This window comes from Stenotrophomonas sp. STEN063 (genome assembly GCF_056854515.1).
The window spans coordinates 77,482-94,632 of record NZ_JBXFWF010000005.1 but is presented as its reverse complement, the minus strand read 5'-3'; the positions used below and the strand labels follow the sequence as shown (position 1 = coordinate 94,632).

Here is a 17,151-nt window from a genome sequence, read left to right as displayed (position 1 = left end):
GTTTGCCTCGCTGGGGGGCTCCCGCCCCACCCACCCCTGTTGGGGTTGCGGGCCCCCCCGTGGGGCGCACTGGGTTCCCCGCCACGGCCTCTGCCGTCCCGGGCCCGCCACTACCGATGGCGCGCTTTTTCCCTTGTCGGCAACGGAATGCTGTCGTCTTGGCCTTGCTCGCGCGCGGTCACCGTCGCGCCATCGCCACTCACGCGCATCATCTGTAGCGGCTGGCCATCGAGGCGGAACTCCAGTGCCGACTGCAGCTTATCCAGCGCCTGTACCTGCGTGCACAGCGAGCGCGCGTGCTGCTCCAGGGCGGCAGCGCGCCCTTCCAGGCGTTGCTCCAGTTCGGCGTCGAGTTTGTCTGCACGTGCATCCAGCTTCTCCTCGCCACCGGTGAATACTGCCCACAGCATGCTGCGGGCGATGGAGCCGCTCAGGCTCTCGGCGGCATCCTGCACCCGTGCTTCGAAGCCTTCATTGAACAGGTCCTGGTCCCAGCGGCCGCGGCCGATGGTCTGTTCGACAAAGCGTTCGGCCTCCTTGCGCAACTTGCGCACTTTGCGGGAGTTGGCGTTGCCGGTGAGGCCTTCGTAAACCGAGTCCAACGTATCGAAGCTGATGCCCACCGACTCGGTGGCGATACCGGTCACCGCCGGCATCAGCCGACGCACGCCATCCTCCAGGGCGCGCAGCCGTTGTGCATCTTCCGCTGAGACCGTCTGCATCCGGTTGTCGATGCTCAGCTGGCCGTCGTGGAACACGATCTCGCGCATCGGCAGCGTATCGCGACGCAACCAGATACCGCCGCCGTCGACCAGCACGTTGTAGTCGGTGGACACACCGCACTGGTCGGCAGACAGCTCCGGCGCCTTGACCGTGCCTGCCTGGGCGGCCAGCGGCAGCAGCAGAGCAAGCGAAGTGGCGATGGGCAGGCGCATGGCAGAAGCTCGTGGCGGGTGGGCGCGGCCAGCTTGGCCGCTCGCGGCAAGAGCTGCGTCGGCCGGAAGTCACGTCCAGAAATTTCATCAGAAATTTACGTAGTCAAGTCAGGTGGTTTTCCTACAAAAAAACTCTGCAAAAGGCTTGACTGCGCACGCCGTTCGAGCAGGTTCCGGTGTCCGGTCCGGGCGCCAGACAGTCCAGGCCTTGTGCCACAAGGCTTGGCAAAGAAATACTAGATTTGGTGTTGACCCTGTAATACACCCCCACTATCTTGTGCTCCGTCGGTTCTGGCGGAATTTTCCGTCGGATTAATAGGGAAGCCGGTGATGCCTTCAAGGCTAGTCCGGCACTGCCCCGCAGCGGTAATTGGGAACGACCCCGCCAACAGCACTGAGGCACAGGCCTTGGGAAGCGGCGGAGTAGGAGAAGGCCCCCGCCTTCCTGCCCATGAGTCCGAAGACCTGCCGACAGCCACGCGATGCACACCGCGTGGTGCCGGCTGCGGTGTCTTCGAGGGGAAGACGGCTGGTGACGTGGTGCCGTGGCTGCTGCCGACCCTGGGTCGTGCGCTGTCGCGGCTGCTGCGACGCCGTCCTTCCATGCTCGCTGCTCCGTACCGGCTCTGCTTCCTGCGCGGGCAGGAGCTGCGTGCATAACGTTTGCAAGGACACCATCGTCGTGACTGCCACTCATACTGACGTCGCTCCGGCTGAAGCCGGTTTTGAACTGACCCCGCCGCCGACCGCCACCGCCATGAGCGTGACCAAGCGCAATGGCAGCACCGAGCCGGTAGACCTCAACAAGATCGTCCGCGCCATCCAGCGTTGCTGCGAAGGCCTGCACGCGGTGGACCCGATGCGGGTGGCCACACGCACCATCTCCGGCCTGTACAACGGCGCCAGCACCCAGGAACTGGACGAGCTGTCGATCCGCACCGCCGCCCTGCTGATCGGCGAAGAGCCCGAGTACGGCCGCCTGGCTGCACGCCTGCTGGCCAACTTCATCGGCAAGGAAGTCTCCGGCCAGGAAATCCATGCGTTCTCGCAGTCGGTCGGCCGTGGCCACGAGGTCGGCCTGATCAACGACCGCCTGCTCAACTTCGTGCAGGTCAATGCACGCAAGCTCAACGATGCGATCGATCTCTCCTACGACCTGAACTTCGATTACTTCGGCCTGCGCACCATGTATGACCGCTACCTGCTGCGGCATCCGCATTCGCGCAAGGTCATCGAAACCCCGCAGCAGTTCTTCCTGCGCATCGCCAGCGCGCTGAGCGAGGACGTGCCTGAAGCACTGGCGCTGTACCAGCGCCTGGGCAGCCTGGATTACCTGCCGTCCAGCCCGACCCTGTTCAATGCCGGCACCAGCCACGAGCAGCTGTCCTCGTGCTTCCTGCTGGACTCGCCGCAGGATTCGCTGGAATCCATCTACGACCGTTATGCCGACATCGCGCAGCTGTCCAAGTTCAGCGGCGGCATCGGCGTCAGCTATACCCGCGTGCGTTCGCGTGGCTCGCTGATCAAGTCCACCAACGGCCACTCCAACGGCATCGTACCGTGGCTGAAGACGCTGGATTCCTCGGTGGCTGCGGTCAACCAGGGCGGCAAGCGCAAGGGCGCGGCCTGCGTCTATCTGGAAACCTGGCACGCGGACATCGAGGACTTCCTCGAACTGCGTGACAACGCCGGTGATGACGCGCGCCGCACGCACAACCTCAACCTGGCCAACTGGGTGCCGGACCTGTTCATGCAGCGCGTCGAGGCCGACCAGGAATGGTCGCTGTTCGATCCGCGCGTGGTGCCGGAGCTGACCGATCTGTTCGGTCCGGCCTTCGAGCAGGCCTATGTGCAGGCTGAGACCCAGGGCAAGGCGCGCAAGACCGTGTCGGCACGCAAGCTGTACTCGCGGATGATGCGCACCCTGGCCGAGACCGGCAACGGCTGGATGACCTTCAAGGACAAGTGCAACCTGGCCAGCAACCAGACCCTGCGCGCCGGCAACGTGATCCACCTGTCCAACCTGTGCACCGAGATCCTGGAGATCACCTCCAACGACGAGACCGCAGTCTGCAACCTGGGCTCGATCAACCTCGGCAACCACCTCGATGCACATGGCGATTTCGATTTCGAGAAGCTGGCCGAGACCGTGCGCCTGGCCGTGCGCCAGCTCGACCGCGTCATCGACCTGAACTTCTACCCGATCGAAACCGCACGCCGCGGCAACCTGCGCTGGCGTCCGGTCGGCCTGGGCTGCATGGGCCTGCAGGACGTGTTCTTCCGCAAGCGCCTGGCCTTCGACTCCGCCGAAGCACGCACGCTGTCGACCAAGATCGCCGAGACCATCTATTTCCACGCGCTGGAAGTGTCCTGCGAACTGGCCCAGGAACGCGGCAAGCACCCGTCGTTCAACGACACCCGCGCTGCCCACGGCGAGCTGCAGTTCGACGCCTGGAACGTGGTGCCGGAAGACACCGCGCGCTGGGACGCACTGCGCGAGCGCATCAAGCAGCACGGCCTGCGCAACTCGCTGATCATCGCGATCGCGCCGACCGCAACCATCGCTTCCATCGCCGGTTGCTACGAGTGCGTCGAGCCGCAGGTATCCAACCTGTTCAAGCGCGAAACCCTCTCCGGCGACTTCCTGCAGATCAACCGCCATCTGGTTGCCGAGCTGAAGCAGCTGGGCCTGTGGACACCGGAAGTGCGCGATGCGATCAAGCTGGCCGACGGTTCCATCCAGAGCCTGCAGCAGATCCCGGAAACCCTGCGCCACATCTACCGCACCGCATGGGAACTGCCGATGCGTTCGCTGATCGACATGGCCGCCGCGCGCGGTGCCTATATCGACCAGTCGGCCTCGCTCAACCTGTTCATGGAAAGCCCGAACATCGGCGCGATGTCGTCCATGTACATGTACGCGTGGAAGCAGGGCATCAAGACCACGTATTACCTGCGCTCGCGCCCGGCCACCAAGATCGCCAAGACCACGGTCAGCAGCTACACCCCGGTGGAAGCCGTGGCTTGCTCGCTGGAAAGCCCGGAAGCCTGCGAAGCCTGCCAGTAAAGCTCAAAGCCCCTCTCCCGCCTGCGGGAGAGGGGTTGGGGTGAGGGCGCTCTTAAAAGCACGTAGCGCCCCCCAAGGAACCAACCCTCATCCGGCGCTACGCGCCACCTTCTCCCGCAGGGAGAAGGGAATGGAGACCCAAAATGTCCGATTCCCCCCGCCAAATGCTGCTCGATCCCGGTTTCGAGCTGACCCTGCGTCCGATGCGTTACCCGGACTTCTACGAGATGTACCGCAACGCGATCAAGAACACCTGGACGGTGGAGGAGATCAATTTCCAGATCGACATCACCGACCTGCACCAGAAGATGTCGCCGGCCGACCAGCACCTGATCCATCGCCTGGTCGCGTTCTTCGCCACCGGCGACTCGATCGTGTCGAACAACCTGGTGCTGAACCTGTACCAGCACCTCAACGCGCCGGAAGCGCGCATGTACCTGTCGCGCCAGCTGTACGAAGAAGCGCTGCACGTGCAGTTCTACCTGACCCTGCTGGACAACTACCTGCCGGACCCGGAAGAGCGCTTCAAGGCCTTCGCCGCTGTGGAGAACATCGACTCGATCAAGAAGAAGGCCGCGTTCTGCTTCAAGTGGATCGATGCGCTGCAGGAAACCAAGCGCCTGGAAACCCGCGACGACCGCCGCCAGTTCCTGCTCAACCAGATCTGCTTCGCTGCCTGCATCGAAGGCCTGTTCTTCTTTGCCGCGTTTGCCTACGTGTACTACTTCCGTTCGCGCGGCCTGCTGCCGGGCCTGGCCTCGGGCACCAACTGGGTGTTCCGCGACGAGAGCTGCCACATGGAGTTCGCGTTCGAGTGCGTGCGCAAGATCCGCGCCGAAGAACCCGATCTGTTCGACGCGAAGATGGAGCAGGAGGTCTACCAGATGCTGGAGGAGGCCATCGACTGTGAAGTGCAGTTCGCCGAGGACGTGCTGTCCGGCGGCGTGGCCGGCATCTCCACCCGCGACATGCGCGAGTACCTGCAGCATTGCGCCGACAACCATTTCCTGAAGCTGGGCATGGCCAAGAAGTACAACGTGCGCAACCCGCTGCCGTTCATGGAACTGCAGGATGTGCAGGAACTGACCAACTTCTTCGAGCGCCGCGCCTCTGCCTACCAGGTCGGCGTGCAGGGTGAAGTCGCGTTTGATATGGCGTTCTGATCGACGCGCTCCCTTGCGCGAAGCGCGCTTGGCTCCCTCCCTTGCGCGAAGCGCAGGGGAGGGTTGGGGAGGGGTTCTTCAGCAACAGCAAAGGCACCCCTCCCCAGCCCTCCCCTCGGCTGCGCCGAAGGGAGGGGGCAGAGCGCTCACCGGCTGCACAGCTTCGCGGGCGTATCATCTGCGCCAACTTACAGGTGATGCCTCCATGACCCCCATCGTCGAAACCAATCCGCCGGTTGAAGTCCGCATGGCGGAAATCGTGTTCCCCAACCACACCAACCATATGGGCACGCTGTTCGGCGGCCAGGCGCTGGCGTGGATGGACAAGGCGGCCTTTCTCGCCGCTGCCCGTTATTCGCGTTGCACCGTGGTCACCGCACGCTCGGACCAGGTCGATTTCAAGCTGCCGATCCGCATCGGGCAGATGGTGGAAACCATCGGCCGGGTGGTCAAGGTTGGCCGCAGCTCGATGCATGTGGAAGTCGAACTGATCGCCGAGGACCTGCATAACGGCGAACGTGCGCTGTGCACCAAGGGCACCTTCGTGATGATCGCACTCGATGGCGAAGGTCATCCGACCACCGTGCCGACGCTGCCGACGCAGGCCTGAGCCGCACGGCGATGACCACTTCATCGGCACAGACGGGGCGCTTGGCGCCAGCAGTGATCACCGAACTGCCGCAGTTCATCGCCGGCCATCGGCGCCTGTTCGTGGTCACCGGTGCCGGTTGCAGCACCGACTCCGGCATCCCCGACTATCGCGACCGCGATGGTCAATGGAAGCGCACGCCGCCGGTGAGCTACCAGGCCTTCATGGGCGAGGTAGCAACCCGCAAGCGTTACTGGGCGCGCAGCCTGCTGGGCTGGCCACGCTTCGGCCAGGCGCTGCCCAATGGCACGCACCGCGCGCTGGCGGCGTTGGAAGCCGATGGTCGCATCGAGCTGCTGCTGACCCAGAACGTGGACTGCCTGCACCAGGCGGCGGGCAGCCAGACCGTGATCGACCTGCATGGTCGCCTGGACCAGGTGCGCTGCATGGGCTGTGAAGCACACAGCTCGCGTGAGTTGCTGCAGCAACGCCTGCTGGATGCCAACCCGGGCTGGGACGTGCTGGAGGCTGGCATCGCGCCCGATGGTGACGCCGATATCGAGGCTGACTTCTCTTCGTTCGATGTGCCTGCCTGCGATGCATGTGGGGGCGTGTTGAAGCCTGACGTGGTGTTCTTCGGCGAGAATGTGCCGCGTGAGCGGGTCGCGGCGGTGCATGAGCACCTGCAGCGTTCCGACGCGGTGCTGGTGCTGGGTTCGTCGCTGATGGTGTATTCCGGTTTCCGCTTCGTCGATGCCGCCGCCAAGGCCGGTTTGCCGATAGCTGCGGTCAATCTTGGCCGCACCCGCGCCGATCACCTGCTGTCGTTGAAGGTTGAAATGCCCTGCGCCCAGGCACTTGCCTTCCTGTTGGACGGCATCAAGACGCAGTGATCCATCCCGCCGGTTGAATCAACGGCCGGTGCGGCGTGCAATGGGCGCCCCCACTGTTGATGGACGTTCCCCACGTGAGCCAGCTTTTCTCACCGTTGTCGCTAGGCCCGCTTTCCCTTTCCAACCGCATCGTCATCGCGCCCATGTGCCAGTACTCGGCGCAGGACGGGCAGGCCACCGATTGGCACACGATCCACCTGGGTCAGCTGGCGCAGTCCGGCGCTGGCCTGTTGATCATCGAAGCCACGGCGGTTGAGCCGCGTGCGCGCATCAGCTGGGCCGATCTTGGCTTATGGGACGACCCTACTGAGGCAGCGCTGGGCAAGGTGCTGGCATCGACGCGACGCTGGTCGAACATGCCGATAGGCGTGCAGCTGGCGCATGCCGGGCGCAAGGCGTCCACCGCGCGCCCGTGGGATGGTGGTGGCGCGATCGCCCCGGGTCAGGAACACGGCTGGCAGGTGTTGGCGCCGTCGGCGCTGCCGTTCAAGGCCGGCGATCCCACGCCTGAAGCCTTGGATGAGGCCGGCATCGAAGCCGTGGTCGAAGACTTTGTCGCTGCCGCCAGGCGCGCAGTGCGGCTTGGTCTGGAGCTGATCGAGCTGCATGCCGCGCATGGTTATCTGCTGCACCAGTTCCTGTCGCCGTTGAGCAACCAGCGCGACGATGCGTATGGCGGCTCGCTGGAAAACCGCATGCGCCTGCTGCTGCGGGTATTCGATGCGGTGCGCGCGGTAGTGCCGGCCAATGTGGCCTTGGGCGTGCGCATCTCCGCCACCGATTGGGTGGACGGCGGCTGGGATGTTGCCCAGAGCATTGAACTGGCCAAGGCGCTGGAAGCGCGCGGCAACGACTTCCTGCATGTGTCCAGCGGTGGGCTGGATCCGCGCCAGCAGATTCCGGTCGAGCCTGGCTACCAGGTGCCGCAGGCCGCTGCGATCAAGGCCGAAATCGGCACGCCGGTGATCGCGGTGGGTTTGATCACCGAGCCGACGCACGCCGAGGAAATCCTCGTCGATGGCAAGGCTGACGCGATCGGCATCGCCCGCGGCATCCTCTACGACCCGCGTTGGCCCTGGCATGCGGCAGCGGCCTTGGGCGCACAGTTGACGGTGTCGCCGCAGTACATGCGTTGCGAGCCGCACGAAGCGCGCGGTCTGTTCAAGCTCGCCAGGCAAGGCTGACGTTCGGCGGAGGCGCCAGCGGCGTGGCTGCTGGCGCTCAGGCGTGATCGATGTCGATGCGCCAGGCCGGCGGCAGGGCATCGAGGATGTGCTGCAGCAGCGAGCGCACTTTCGGGGTCAGGTCGCGGCGGTCGCTGACGCACAGGAACAGGCGCATCGGCTCCGGTGAGGCCCGTGTATCGCCGCTGGCTTCATCCTGGAACAAGGCCTGCAATTCGCCGCGGGCCAGGTAGGGCGCGGCGACAAAGGCTGCCAGTCGGGTGATGCCGCCGCCGCGCGCCGCCATCGCTGCCAGTGCATCGATGTCGTCGCTGACCAATGCCGGTTGCACTTCGGCATCGAAGCGCAGGCCATCGCGGACGAAACCCCAACGCAGGTAGCGCCCATCCAGCGGGTAGCGGAACAACAGGCAGCGGTGTTCGCGCAGCTCATCGGGCGAGCGCGGCGTGCCGGCGATGGCCAGATAGGCCGGCGCGGCACAGAACACGAACGGCACCTGCGCGATGGGCCGTGCCACCAATCCCTCTTCCAACTGCGGTTCGATGCGGATGCTGACATCCACGTCCTCATGGGCGTGATCGATGCTGCGGTCGGCCAGCAGCAGCTCCATTTCCAGTCGTGGGTAGCGCTGTTGCAGGGCCGGCAGCAATGGCGCAAGCACATGCCGGCCGAACGCCGCGCTGCTGGCGATGCGCAGGCGGCCAGCAGGTATCGCGTCGGGATCGGTCACCGCTGCCTGGGCCCGTTGCAGGTCGCGCTCGATATGCCGCACCTGCGCCAGATACAGCGCGCCACGCTCGGTCAGGGCCAATTGGCGGGTGGTGCGGTTGAACAGGCGTACGCCCAGATGGGCTTCCAGACGGGCGATGTTCTGGCCCACCGCTGCCGCACTGATGCCCAGGGTGCGCGCGGCAGCGGCCAGGCTGCCGGCGTCGGCGGTGCGGATGAAACTGCGGATGGAGTGGAGAATGTTCATGCCGGTCGGCATTTTCCGGGAGGATTGCAAAGTAAATCTTTATAAAGCCCCAAGCCGACGCGATCTAGCCGTCCCCCGGCTCGCCGACTATCGTGCCCGGCCCGCAGCGCCTGATTGCTGCATGCATGGACCTCGCTGGATGCCAGACCCCCGTTCCGTCGCCGTTGCCCGCTGGAAATTGCATGCGCGCACCACGCCTGTTGTTTTCGCGTTCTTCATGGCCTCGATCATGGCCATGCTGATGTGCCTGGTGATCACCGCCGCCAATGCCGGCATCGATGGCCAGTTCCCGGCGCGGGTGCTGTCCGCCTATTGCCTGGCGATGCCGACCGCCTTCTGCTGCGTGCTGCTGGTGCGGCCCTTGGTGATGCGGCTGGTGGCGTTGACGGTGCATCCGCACTGAACAGGCCGACGGGCAAACCGTGTCAGCTGCAACTGTCTTTGCTGGGAATCGACTGGAACGGTTACTTTCCACGACCCCACTGATAAATGTTGTTGGCCATGCGTCCTGATTTCATCCTCACCCTTTCCTGCCCGGACCGCACCGGCATCGTCTATCGCGTGTCCGGCCTGCTGTTCGAGTCGGGTTGCAACATCCTCGATGCCCAGCAGTTTGGTGACGATGAAAGCGGCCGCTTCTTCCTGCGCGTGCATTTCGACATGAGCACCAGCGGGGATGAGCCGGTGGTGCGTGCCAGGCTGCAGGGCCTGGGCGAAGAGTTCGCGATGCAATGGGAACTGCACGACGCGCGTCGCCGCGCGCGCTTGCTGGTGCTGGTCAGCAAGCAGGGCCATTGCCTCAACGACCTGCTGTTCCGCACCCATAGCCGCCAGCTGAAGGTGGATATCGCTGCGGTGGCATCCAACCACAACGACTTTGCCGGGCTGGCCGGTTCCTACAATGTGCCGTTCCATCACCTGCCAGTGAGCACCGAGAACCGCGAGCAGCAGGAACAACAGATCATCGACCTGGTCGAGCGTGAACGCATCGATCTGGTGGTGCTGGCGCGTTACATGCAGATCCTGTCGCCGCGTCTATGCCAGGCGCTGTCGGGCCGCGCGATCAACATCCATCACAGCTTCCTGCCCAGCTTCAAGGGCGCACAGCCGTACCACCAGGCGCATGCGCGCGGGGTCAAGATCATCGGCGCGACCGCGCATTACGTGACCTCGGACCTGGACGAAGGCCCGATCATCGAGCAGGACGTGGCGCGGGTGGATCACGCGATGACGCCGCGTGACCTGGTGCAGCTGGGCAGTGACACCGAGTCGCAGGTGCTTGCGCGCGCGGTGCGCCGCCACGTCGAGCATCGCATCCTGCTCAATGGCCACCGCACGGTGGTGTTCCGCTGATCAGTCGAGCCGGATCCGCAGATCGGGCCTAGTCGATGTGGATCCCGCATTCGTTCAAGGCGATGCGGGTGGCGGCATCGTTGGCTGCCGACACCGGACGGGTCAGCTCCCACAGGAAGCGCACGGCAAAACCGCTGATCGCAGCATCCTGCGCACTCCACAACACGCAGTAGTCACGTGCCAGTCCGCAGACATGGACTTCGCGGATGCCGCGTTCGTGCAGCCAGCCAGCCAGTCCGGTAGGCGCGCGCGTGGCCTGTGGGCCGATGTTCTCGCGGAACGCGCTATACGAGTCCACGTCGCGCTGGGTGCCTTTGCGCAGGATCAGGTCGGCATGTTTCCAGTCCACGCGCGCATCCAGGCTGGCACCTGCGCTGCCCTGCACGCAGTGGTCCGGCCACAGCGTTTGTGGCTGGCCGTGCAGTTGGATGGAGTCGAAGGGTTTGTGCCCCGCGTGCTGGCTGGCGAACGAGGCATGATCGGCCGGATGCCAGTCCTGGGTCGCAACCACGGTCTGATATTCACGCGTATCCAGCAGCGCAGCGATGGCGGGCACGATGGCATCGCCGTGCTGGCAGGGCAGGGCACCGCCGGGCATGAAATCCGGTTGTAGATCGATAACCAGCAGCGCAACGTCTGTTCCGTACATCGACAACTTCCTGACGCGGGGGACACACAGTTTAAGGCAGTGCCGATCAATGCCACGTAGTGCCGAGCCACGCTCGGCAGGGGCGTTGCAAGCAATCCCAGTAGGAGCGGCGCAAGCCGCGAAGCAGGCAAGAGCCAAAGCACCCCTCCCCAACCCTCCCCTTTGCTACGCAAAAGGGAGGGCGCGAAGCGGTAGTGCCGAGCCACGCTCGGCAGGGGCGTTGCAAGCAATCCCAGTGGGAGCGGCGTAAGCCACGAAGCAGGCAAGAGCCAAGTCACCCCTCCCCAACTCTCCCCTTCGCTACGCGAAAGGGAGGGCGCGAAGCGGTAGTTCCGAGCCATGCTCGGCAGGGGCCTTACCGGCGATCCCCAACGGAGCCATCCCAGCTCAATGCGCCGACGAGCGCGAGAACAGGTTGATCACCAGCACCCCGGCGCAGATCAGGCCAATGCCGACGATGGCGGCCGCATCAAGCTTCTGTTTGAACACGAACAACCCGATCAAGGAGATCAGCACGATGCCGACACCGGACCAGATCGCATAGGCGATGCCGGTGGGTATCGTCCTCATCACCAGCGCCAGCAACCAGAAGCACACGCTGTAACCGGCCAGGGCACCAACGGTTGGCCATAGCCGGCTCATGCCATCAGACGCCTTGAGCAGGGAGGTGGCGAGCACTTCCAGGGCGATGGCGCAGGCCAGCAGGGCATAGGCGTTCATGACGGTGCTCGAATAGGGGGCCGCCAATTCTAGCGGCGCTGTTCTTACGTCACCGGTCTAGACTCGACCTGCCATGACGACCACGGTCTGCATGGCAGGCGCCAAGACAACAAGCACAGGTGGGTAAGTGGCCAGGCAGCGCGGGTGCTGCCGAGTCGGCATGCAGGGCGCACGCAGGGGGCGTGCCGGGCTTGCGTGTCGCCGGATATGGATCCCCGGAAGTTTGTGCAGCACAGATCGCGCCGGTACCCCAAGTGATGCCAGACTCCGATCCACGCCCCAACGCACACCCTAGATGACCTACTACACGCTGCTACAGATGTTTGGGTTGTTGGTCTTTGCCCATGTCGTGGCCGACTACCCCTTGCAGGGTGAGTTTCTGTCGCGGGCCAAGAACCGGCATGCGCCGGTGCCCGATGTGCCGTGGTACCAGGCACTGGCCGCGCATGGTGTGATCCATGGCGGCGCGGTGGGCTGGATCACCGGCAGCATCGTGCTTGCGGTGCTGGAAACCCTGACCCACATGCTGATAGATGACCTCAAGTGTGGCCATCGCATCAGCTACAACCTGGACCAGGCCCTGCACGTGGCATGCAAGGTGCTGTGGCTGGCGTTGTTGTTGCTGGTGCCGGATCTACCCTGATCAAGGCTGCGCGGCTTGCCCTGATGAGCGCAATCCAGATGCTGCGCCGCGGTTCGTCCGAGCTGCGGTGCGTGCCGTGATCCGACTGCTTTTGACACTGGTTGCAGCCAAACGGCCGCACACAAACCCGGTCGCAAGCTGAAAGCCAGTACCGATATGCCAGCGTGAACGCGGGACTTGGGCGAAAATAGCCGATCCACGCATCACAAGACCCCGCGCTGCATGCCATCCCTGCCCCAAAACACCCGCTACGCCGACTCCCTGCGCCTGTCCGTCGCCCCGATGATGGACTGGACCGACAGGCATTGCCGGGTATTTCACCGGCTGCTGGCGCCGGGTGCGCGGCTGTATACCGAGATGGTGCATGCCAACGCAGTGATCCATGGCGATCGCGAGCGGCTGATCGGCTTCAATCCGGTCGAGCAGCCGCTGGCCCTGCAGCTGGGTGGCAGCGATCCCGATGCGTTGGCCCAGGCCGCGCGTATCGCTGCCGATTGGGGCTATGACGAGGTCAACCTCAATTGCGGCTGCCCGTCGGACCGGGTCCAGGCCGGGCGTTTTGGTGCCTGCCTGATGCGCGAACCTGAATTGGTTGCTGAATGCGTGTCGGCGATGGTGGCGGCGGTGGATATCCCAATCACCGTGAAATGCCGCCTGGGCGTGGACGAGGACAAGGACTACGAGGTGTTCGCTGGTTTTGTGGACCGGCAGGTCCAGGCCGGCGCGGCGATGGTCGTAGTGCACGCCCGCAATGCCTGGCTCAAGGGCCTGTCGCCCAAGGAGAACCGTGAGATCCCGCCGCTGCGCTACGAATGGGCTTACCAGCTCAAGCGCGAGCGCCCGACGCTGCCATTGGTGATCAATGGCGGCATCGCCACGGTCGAGGCCGCGCAGCAGCACATGCAGCACCTGGACGGGGTAATGCTCGGCCGTGCCGCCTACCACGACCCTTATGTGCTGCATGCATTGGACTGTGCCCAGACCGGCCAGCCGCTGCGCGGGCGCGAGGAACTGCTGGTCGCGCTGCGTCCCTATGTGGAAGCGCAGCTGGCCGCCGGCCTGGCGCTGAAGCACATCACCCGCCACGTGCTCGGCCTGTTCCACGGGCAGCCGGGTGGGCGTGGCTTCCGCCAGGTGCTCAGCGAAGGCGCGCACCGACCCGGCGCTGAGTGGGCCTTGGTCGAGCAGGCGTTGCAGGTCACCCGCAGGCAGGCAGAGCGGGTCGCCTGAGCCGGTGGGTTGGGCGGGGAAGGGCTCTTTGTCCGGTCAGCTTGCTGAACAAGTGCGCAGGGCAGGGGGACGGGTTCAGATCGGATTCACCCCTAAAAATCAAGAATTTGGCTCAATTTCGTAAGGCTCGTGGAAAATCTTCCCGGGTCGTGGTTTACGAATTTTGAACGTTGCCTCGCCGTCCGCTAGGATCTGTCCCATGCATTCGCTTTCCCGTCGTCGTCTGCTGGTCACCCTGATTGCCACGTTGGTCGTGGCCGGTCCGGGCGTGGTCGTGGCGTCGGCGCAGCAGCCGCAGCAGTCCCGGGGCGACAGCGCCCGTGTCGCCAGCGCTGATGGCGGTGCACGCGTGGCCCGCCAGGGCAATGACCGTTCGTTGTCCGATGCCGTCCGGCGCGTGCAACGCGAGACCGGTGGGCGCATTCTTGGGGCCGAACGCGTGCCGTATGACGGCCGCGACATCAATCGTGTCAAATACATGGATGACCGTGGGCGCGTACGCTACATGGACGACCCTGCGCCTTCACGAGACCACCCGCGCGACCAGCGGGCGGAGCTGCCACCACGCGGCGATAACTCCTGAACAGCGATAGTGGTTGTGGTTTTTGAATACACACGCTGGCCGTAAGGTCGGCCCAAAGTACTAGGGAGAGTTCATGCGTATCCTTCTGGTTGAAGACGAAGCCCCGCTGCGGGAAACCCTTGCGGCCCGCCTCAAGCGCGAAGGTTTCGCCGTGGATGCCGCTCAGGATGGCGAAGAAGGCCTGTATATGGGCCGCGAAGTGCCGTTCGACGTGGGCATCATCGATCTGGGCCTGCCCAAGATGTCGGGCATGGAGCTGATCCGCGCGCTGCGTGACGAGGGCAAGAAATTCCCGGTGCTGATCCTGACCGCCCGTTCCAGCTGGCAGGACAAGGTCGAGGGCCTGAAGCAGGGCGCCGACGACTACCTGGTCAAGCCGTTCCATGTCGAAGAGCTGCTGGCTCGCGTCAACGCGCTGCTGCGCCGCGCCGCTGGCTGGTCCAAGCCGACCCTGGAATGTGGCCCGGTTGCACTGGATCTGGCCGCCCAGACCGTGAGCGTGGCCGGCAGCAATGTCGACCTGACCAGCTACGAGTACAAGGTGCTGGAGTACCTGATGATGCATGCCGGCGAGTTGGTCTCCAAGGCCGACCTGACCGAGCACATCTACCAGCAGGACTTCGACCGCGACTCCAACGTGCTGGAAGTGTTCATCGGCCGCCTGCGCAAGAAGCTCGATCCCGATGGCGAATTGAAGCCGATCGAAACCGTGCGTGGCCGCGGTTACCGTTTCGCGATTCCGCGCAACGAGGGCTGAGCCCCGCCAAGGGGTAGAGCGTGATGACGGGCCGTCAGTGGCTATTGAAGCGTTGGCGGCCCCGTTCGTTGCAGGCCCGCCAGCTGCTGGCTGCCTCGGTGGGCCTGGTGGCCTTCCTGGCCTTGGCCGGTTACGCGCTGGATGCGGCTTTCGGCCAGACCGCGCGTGACAACCTCAGCGAACGCCTGAAGAACTACGCCACCGCCTATGCCGGTGGCATCGATTTCACCCGTGATGGCTCGCTGTACATCCGCGAACAGCCACCGGATCCGCGCTTTGATTTCCCCGGCAGCGGCCTGTACCTGCAGGTCGTCATGCCTGGCCATGTAGCGAACTCGATGTCGGCCGAAGGCCCGATGCTGCCGGACGTCAGCGAACGCACGCTCAAGCCGCGCGAGGAAGTGTTCGAAGGCCCCTTGCCCATCACCCAGATCGACGGCACGCCCGGCGAGGTCTATCGCTATGGCATGGGTCTGGTATGGGGCGGCGACGGCGCGCCGGAATCCGAGTTTCCGTACACCATCTATGTGCTCGAGGATTCGCGCGCGCTGGGCATGCAGTTGCGCAGTTTCCGCGCGGCGGTGTGGTTCTGGCTGGGCGTTACCGGCCTGATCCTGCTGTTGCTGCAGACGCTGGTGCTGCAGTGGAGCCTGCGTCCACTCAAGCGCGTGATCAACGAACTGACCCGCGTGCAGCGCGGTGAACGCGAGCGCATGAGCGAGCTGCATCCGCGCGAGCTGGAGCCGCTGACCGAAAGCATCAACGCCTTCATCGAAAGCGAGCGCGAAAACCTCGAGCGCCAGCGCAACACCCTGGCCGATCTCGCGCATAGCCTGAAGACGCCATTGGCAGTGCTGCGTACCCAGTTGGAAAGCGGCACCAGCAATGAGGCTGACCTGCGCGAGGAAGTGGGCGTGCAGCTGCAGCGCATGAACAACCTGGTGTCCTACCAGCTGGCACGTGCGGCATCGTCTGGACACAAGCTGTTCTCGGCACCGGTGCCGATCGAGGCCACCGCCGAAGAGATCGTGCGTGGACTGGAGAAGGTCTACGCCGCCAAGGGTGTGTTCTGCGAGTTCGAGGTAACGCCGGGGGTCAACTTCTACGGCGAGCCGGGCGACCTGCAGGAGCTGCTGGGCAACCTGCTTGAGAACGCCTTCAAATGGGCCAACCGCCGCGTGTTGCTGACCGCAAAGCCGATCACTGCAGGCAACGGCAAGCGTGCCGGCCTGGTGCTGGCGGTGGATGACGATGGCCCGGGTATCGCCGAGGACAACATCGCCAAGGTGCTGCAGCGCGGTGTGCGTGGCGATGAGCGCGTGCAGGGCCACGGCATTGGTCTGTCGATCGTGCAGGACCTGATCAAGGCCTATCGCGGCGAGCTGCAGGTCAAGCGTTCCGAAGAACTGGGCGGCGCCCGGTTTGAAGTGACCTTGCCGCCTGGGATCTAGTTCCGGAAAGGCCTGGGTATTGCCGGCCGCGTGCTTGTTCTCCGTGCTGGGTGTGCGAGGGAGCTGAAGCCAAAGTCAAAAACCGACCCCTCCCCAACCCTCCCCTTGGCTGCGCCAAAGGGAGGGGGCGAAGCTTGCTCCCTCCCTTGCGCACGCAGTGCGCAGGGGAGGGCTGGGGAGGGGTTGGCTTTTGATCTTGCTCTTGTGCCCTACCGCAGCCCAGCTTCAACCGGCCCATAAAACCGCCGCAGGTGCGCCGCCACCGCCGGCATCGTCTGCACCAGCAGTTCCGGTGCGGAGAAGTGGTACTCGCTGACCACGGCGAAGAATTCCTCCGGCGCTTCCGCCGCATACGGATCAATCACGGTCTCAACGTCCGCATCCACCTGCGCGCAGAACGCGTCATAGGCCTGCTGGAAATCCCGCGCCCATTGCCGCTGCCAGTCGCGCGGCAGCGGCGGCGTGCCATCGATGGCGCCATCCAGTGCATCGATCTTGTGTGCCATCTCATGCACGGCCACGCAGAAGCCGGCCTGCGGATCGGCGATGTCAGCCTGCACATCAGCCCACGACAGGATCAGCGGACCGCTGCCCCAGGCCTCGCCGATCAGTTCGTCATCCCACTCATGCAATACCCCGGCCGCATCGGTATGACTCTGGCGCACGCGGAAGGCATCCGGGTACACCACCAGTTCCGACCAGCCATGCAAGCCCTCGCGGCCGAACTCGATCAGCGGCAGGCAACACAGGGCGGCCAGCACCATGCGCTGGCCATCGTCCAGCTCCAGCCCGGCAACCGGGGTGATGGTCTTGCGCTGCAGGAACAGTTCCACCAACGCCCGCAGCTTGCGCTCGCGCTCGGCGGACAAGCCGGACAGCCACAGGCATTGCTGGCAGGTCTGCTGCCAGAGCGTGTCATCAAGTGGAGGCGGTGTGCGCTGCCACCAGCGCAACAACG

General features: G+C 64.6%; 17 protein-coding genes and 1 riboswitch. Of the genes, 12 read left to right on the top strand and 5 right to left on the bottom strand.

The annotated features are described in order from the left end of the window. Positions 1-110: 110 nt before the first annotated feature. Positions 111-935, bottom strand: a complete 825-nt coding sequence (locus tag AC1VWL_RS02920) for a DUF2884 family protein (protein WP_482985684.1) — start codon at positions 933-935, stop codon at positions 111-113. A 269-nt stretch (positions 936-1,204) separates the two neighbouring features. After that, positions 1,205-1,421: riboswitch (cobalamin riboswitch) on the top strand. Between the two features lie 271 nt (positions 1,422-1,692). On the opposite strand from AC1VWL_RS02920, the gene AC1VWL_RS02915 reads away from it, so the two are divergent. From AC1VWL_RS02915 to AC1VWL_RS02895, 5 genes are all read left to right on the top strand, one after another. Continuing rightward, complete coding sequence (locus AC1VWL_RS02915) at positions 1,693-4,002, top strand: ribonucleoside-diphosphate reductase subunit alpha (protein ID WP_482985687.1); 2,310 nt, start codon at positions 1,693-1,695, stop codon at positions 4,000-4,002. A 143-nt stretch (positions 4,003-4,145) separates the two neighbouring features. Further along, positions 4,146-5,165, top strand: coding sequence for a ribonucleotide-diphosphate reductase subunit beta (locus AC1VWL_RS02910; RefSeq protein ID WP_303748362.1), 1,020 nt, complete (start codon positions 4,146-4,148; stop codon positions 5,163-5,165). A gap of 205 nt (positions 5,166-5,370) precedes the next feature. Continuing rightward, positions 5,371-5,775 carry an acyl-CoA thioesterase gene (locus tag AC1VWL_RS02905; RefSeq protein WP_282267570.1) on the top strand — a complete coding sequence of 135 codons (405 nt, stop codon included), beginning with the start codon at positions 5,371-5,373 and terminating at the stop codon, positions 5,773-5,775. A gap of 11 nt (positions 5,776-5,786) precedes the next feature. Continuing rightward, on the top strand, positions 5,787-6,647 hold the full coding sequence (locus AC1VWL_RS02900; protein WP_482985683.1) for an NAD-dependent protein deacetylase: 861 nt from the start codon (positions 5,787-5,789) through the stop codon (positions 6,645-6,647). A gap of 74 nt (positions 6,648-6,721) precedes the next feature. Continuing rightward, positions 6,722-7,831 carry an NADH:flavin oxidoreductase/NADH oxidase gene (locus AC1VWL_RS02895; protein WP_482985682.1) on the top strand — a complete coding sequence of 370 codons (1,110 nt, stop codon included), beginning with the start codon at positions 6,722-6,724 and terminating at the stop codon, positions 7,829-7,831. A gap of 37 nt (positions 7,832-7,868) precedes the next feature. On the opposite strand, the gene AC1VWL_RS02890 is transcribed toward AC1VWL_RS02895, so the two are convergent. Beyond that, a complete protein-coding gene (locus AC1VWL_RS02890) occupies positions 7,869-8,807 on the bottom strand; it encodes a LysR family transcriptional regulator (RefSeq protein ID WP_482985681.1) in 939 nt (312 codons plus the stop codon). 139 nt (positions 8,808-8,946) lie between these two features. On the opposite strand from AC1VWL_RS02890, the gene AC1VWL_RS02885 reads away from it, so the two are divergent. Next, positions 8,947-9,210, top strand: coding sequence for a DUF2798 domain-containing protein (locus AC1VWL_RS02885; RefSeq protein WP_481507814.1), 264 nt, complete (start codon positions 8,947-8,949; stop codon positions 9,208-9,210). 98 nt (positions 9,211-9,308) lie between these two features. Beyond that, positions 9,309-10,160, top strand: a complete 852-nt coding sequence (purU, locus tag AC1VWL_RS02880) for a formyltetrahydrofolate deformylase (protein WP_481507815.1) — start codon at positions 9,309-9,311, stop codon at positions 10,158-10,160. 28 nt (positions 10,161-10,188) lie between these two features. On the opposite strand, the gene pncA is transcribed toward purU, so the two are convergent. Both pncA and AC1VWL_RS02870 read right to left on the bottom strand, forming a co-directional pair. Next, complete coding sequence (gene pncA, locus AC1VWL_RS02875) at positions 10,189-10,809, bottom strand: bifunctional nicotinamidase/pyrazinamidase (RefSeq protein WP_482985680.1); 621 nt, start codon at positions 10,807-10,809, stop codon at positions 10,189-10,191. 387 nt (positions 10,810-11,196) lie between these two features. Continuing rightward, positions 11,197-11,529: an SMR family transporter gene (locus AC1VWL_RS02870; RefSeq protein WP_343229761.1), complete on the bottom strand. Its 333-nt coding sequence runs from the start codon at positions 11,527-11,529 to the stop codon at positions 11,197-11,199. 295 nt (positions 11,530-11,824) lie between these two features. Between AC1VWL_RS02870 and AC1VWL_RS02865 the strand changes: the two genes are divergently transcribed. From AC1VWL_RS02865 to AC1VWL_RS02845, 5 genes are all read left to right on the top strand, one after another. After that, on the top strand, positions 11,825-12,172 hold the full coding sequence (locus AC1VWL_RS02865) for a DUF3307 domain-containing protein (RefSeq protein WP_482985679.1): 348 nt from the start codon (positions 11,825-11,827) through the stop codon (positions 12,170-12,172). A gap of 222 nt (positions 12,173-12,394) precedes the next feature. After that, positions 12,395-13,402, top strand: coding sequence for a tRNA dihydrouridine(20/20a) synthase DusA (gene dusA, locus AC1VWL_RS02860; protein ID WP_482985678.1), 1,008 nt, complete (start codon positions 12,395-12,397; stop codon positions 13,400-13,402). 199 nt (positions 13,403-13,601) lie between these two features. Continuing rightward, positions 13,602-13,985, top strand: a complete 384-nt coding sequence (locus AC1VWL_RS02855; protein WP_343229762.1) for a PepSY domain-containing protein — start codon at positions 13,602-13,604, stop codon at positions 13,983-13,985. Between the two features lie 73 nt (positions 13,986-14,058). After that, positions 14,059-14,742, top strand: coding sequence for a response regulator transcription factor (locus AC1VWL_RS02850; RefSeq protein WP_057627010.1), 684 nt, complete (start codon positions 14,059-14,061; stop codon positions 14,740-14,742). A 23-nt stretch (positions 14,743-14,765) separates the two neighbouring features. After that, positions 14,766-16,193, top strand: a complete 1,428-nt coding sequence (locus AC1VWL_RS02845) for an ATP-binding protein (RefSeq protein WP_282267579.1) — start codon at positions 14,766-14,768, stop codon at positions 16,191-16,193. Between the two features lie 209 nt (positions 16,194-16,402). On the opposite strand, the gene AC1VWL_RS02840 is transcribed toward AC1VWL_RS02845, so the two are convergent. After that, positions 16,403-17,149, bottom strand: coding sequence for a M90 family metallopeptidase (locus tag AC1VWL_RS02840; protein WP_482985677.1), 747 nt, complete (start codon positions 17,147-17,149; stop codon positions 16,403-16,405). Positions 17,150-17,151 lie beyond the last annotated feature (2 nt).

Excerpts from the sequence above, each read along its gene's own strand:
- dusA (WP_482985678.1), top strand. The coding sequence starts at position 12,395 with ATGCCATCCCTGCCCCAAAACACCCGCTACGCCGACTCCCTGCGCCTG.
- AC1VWL_RS02900 (WP_482985683.1), top strand. The coding sequence starts at position 5,787 with ATGACCACTTCATCGGCACAGACGGGGCGCTTGGCGCCAGCAGTGATC.
- AC1VWL_RS02845 (WP_282267579.1), top strand. The coding sequence starts at position 14,766 with ATGACGGGCCGTCAGTGGCTATTGAAGCGTTGGCGGCCCCGTTCGTTG.
- AC1VWL_RS02915 (WP_482985687.1), top strand. The coding sequence starts at position 1,693 with ATGAGCGTGACCAAGCGCAATGGCAGCACCGAGCCGGTAGACCTCAAC.
- AC1VWL_RS02865 (WP_482985679.1), top strand. The coding sequence starts at position 11,825 with ATGACCTACTACACGCTGCTACAGATGTTTGGGTTGTTGGTCTTTGCC.
- AC1VWL_RS02850 (WP_057627010.1), top strand. The coding sequence starts at position 14,059 with ATGCGTATCCTTCTGGTTGAAGACGAAGCCCCGCTGCGGGAAACCCTT.
- purU (WP_481507815.1), top strand. The coding sequence starts at position 9,309 with ATGCGTCCTGATTTCATCCTCACCCTTTCCTGCCCGGACCGCACCGGC.
- AC1VWL_RS02855 (WP_343229762.1), top strand. The coding sequence starts at position 13,602 with ATGCATTCGCTTTCCCGTCGTCGTCTGCTGGTCACCCTGATTGCCACG.
- AC1VWL_RS02905 (WP_282267570.1), top strand. The coding sequence starts at position 5,371 with ATGACCCCCATCGTCGAAACCAATCCGCCGGTTGAAGTCCGCATGGCG.
- AC1VWL_RS02885 (WP_481507814.1), top strand. The coding sequence starts at position 8,947 with ATGCCAGACCCCCGTTCCGTCGCCGTTGCCCGCTGGAAATTGCATGCG.
- AC1VWL_RS02910 (WP_303748362.1), top strand. The coding sequence starts at position 4,146 with ATGTCCGATTCCCCCCGCCAAATGCTGCTCGATCCCGGTTTCGAGCTG.
- pncA (WP_482985680.1), bottom strand. The coding sequence starts at position 10,809 with ATGTACGGAACAGACGTTGCGCTGCTGGTTATCGATCTACAACCGGAT.
- AC1VWL_RS02920 (WP_482985684.1), bottom strand. The coding sequence starts at position 935 with ATGCGCCTGCCCATCGCCACTTCGCTTGCTCTGCTGCTGCCGCTGGCC.
- AC1VWL_RS02890 (WP_482985681.1), bottom strand. The coding sequence starts at position 8,807 with ATGAACATTCTCCACTCCATCCGCAGTTTCATCCGCACCGCCGACGCC.
- AC1VWL_RS02870 (WP_343229761.1), bottom strand. The coding sequence starts at position 11,529 with ATGAACGCCTATGCCCTGCTGGCCTGCGCCATCGCCCTGGAAGTGCTC.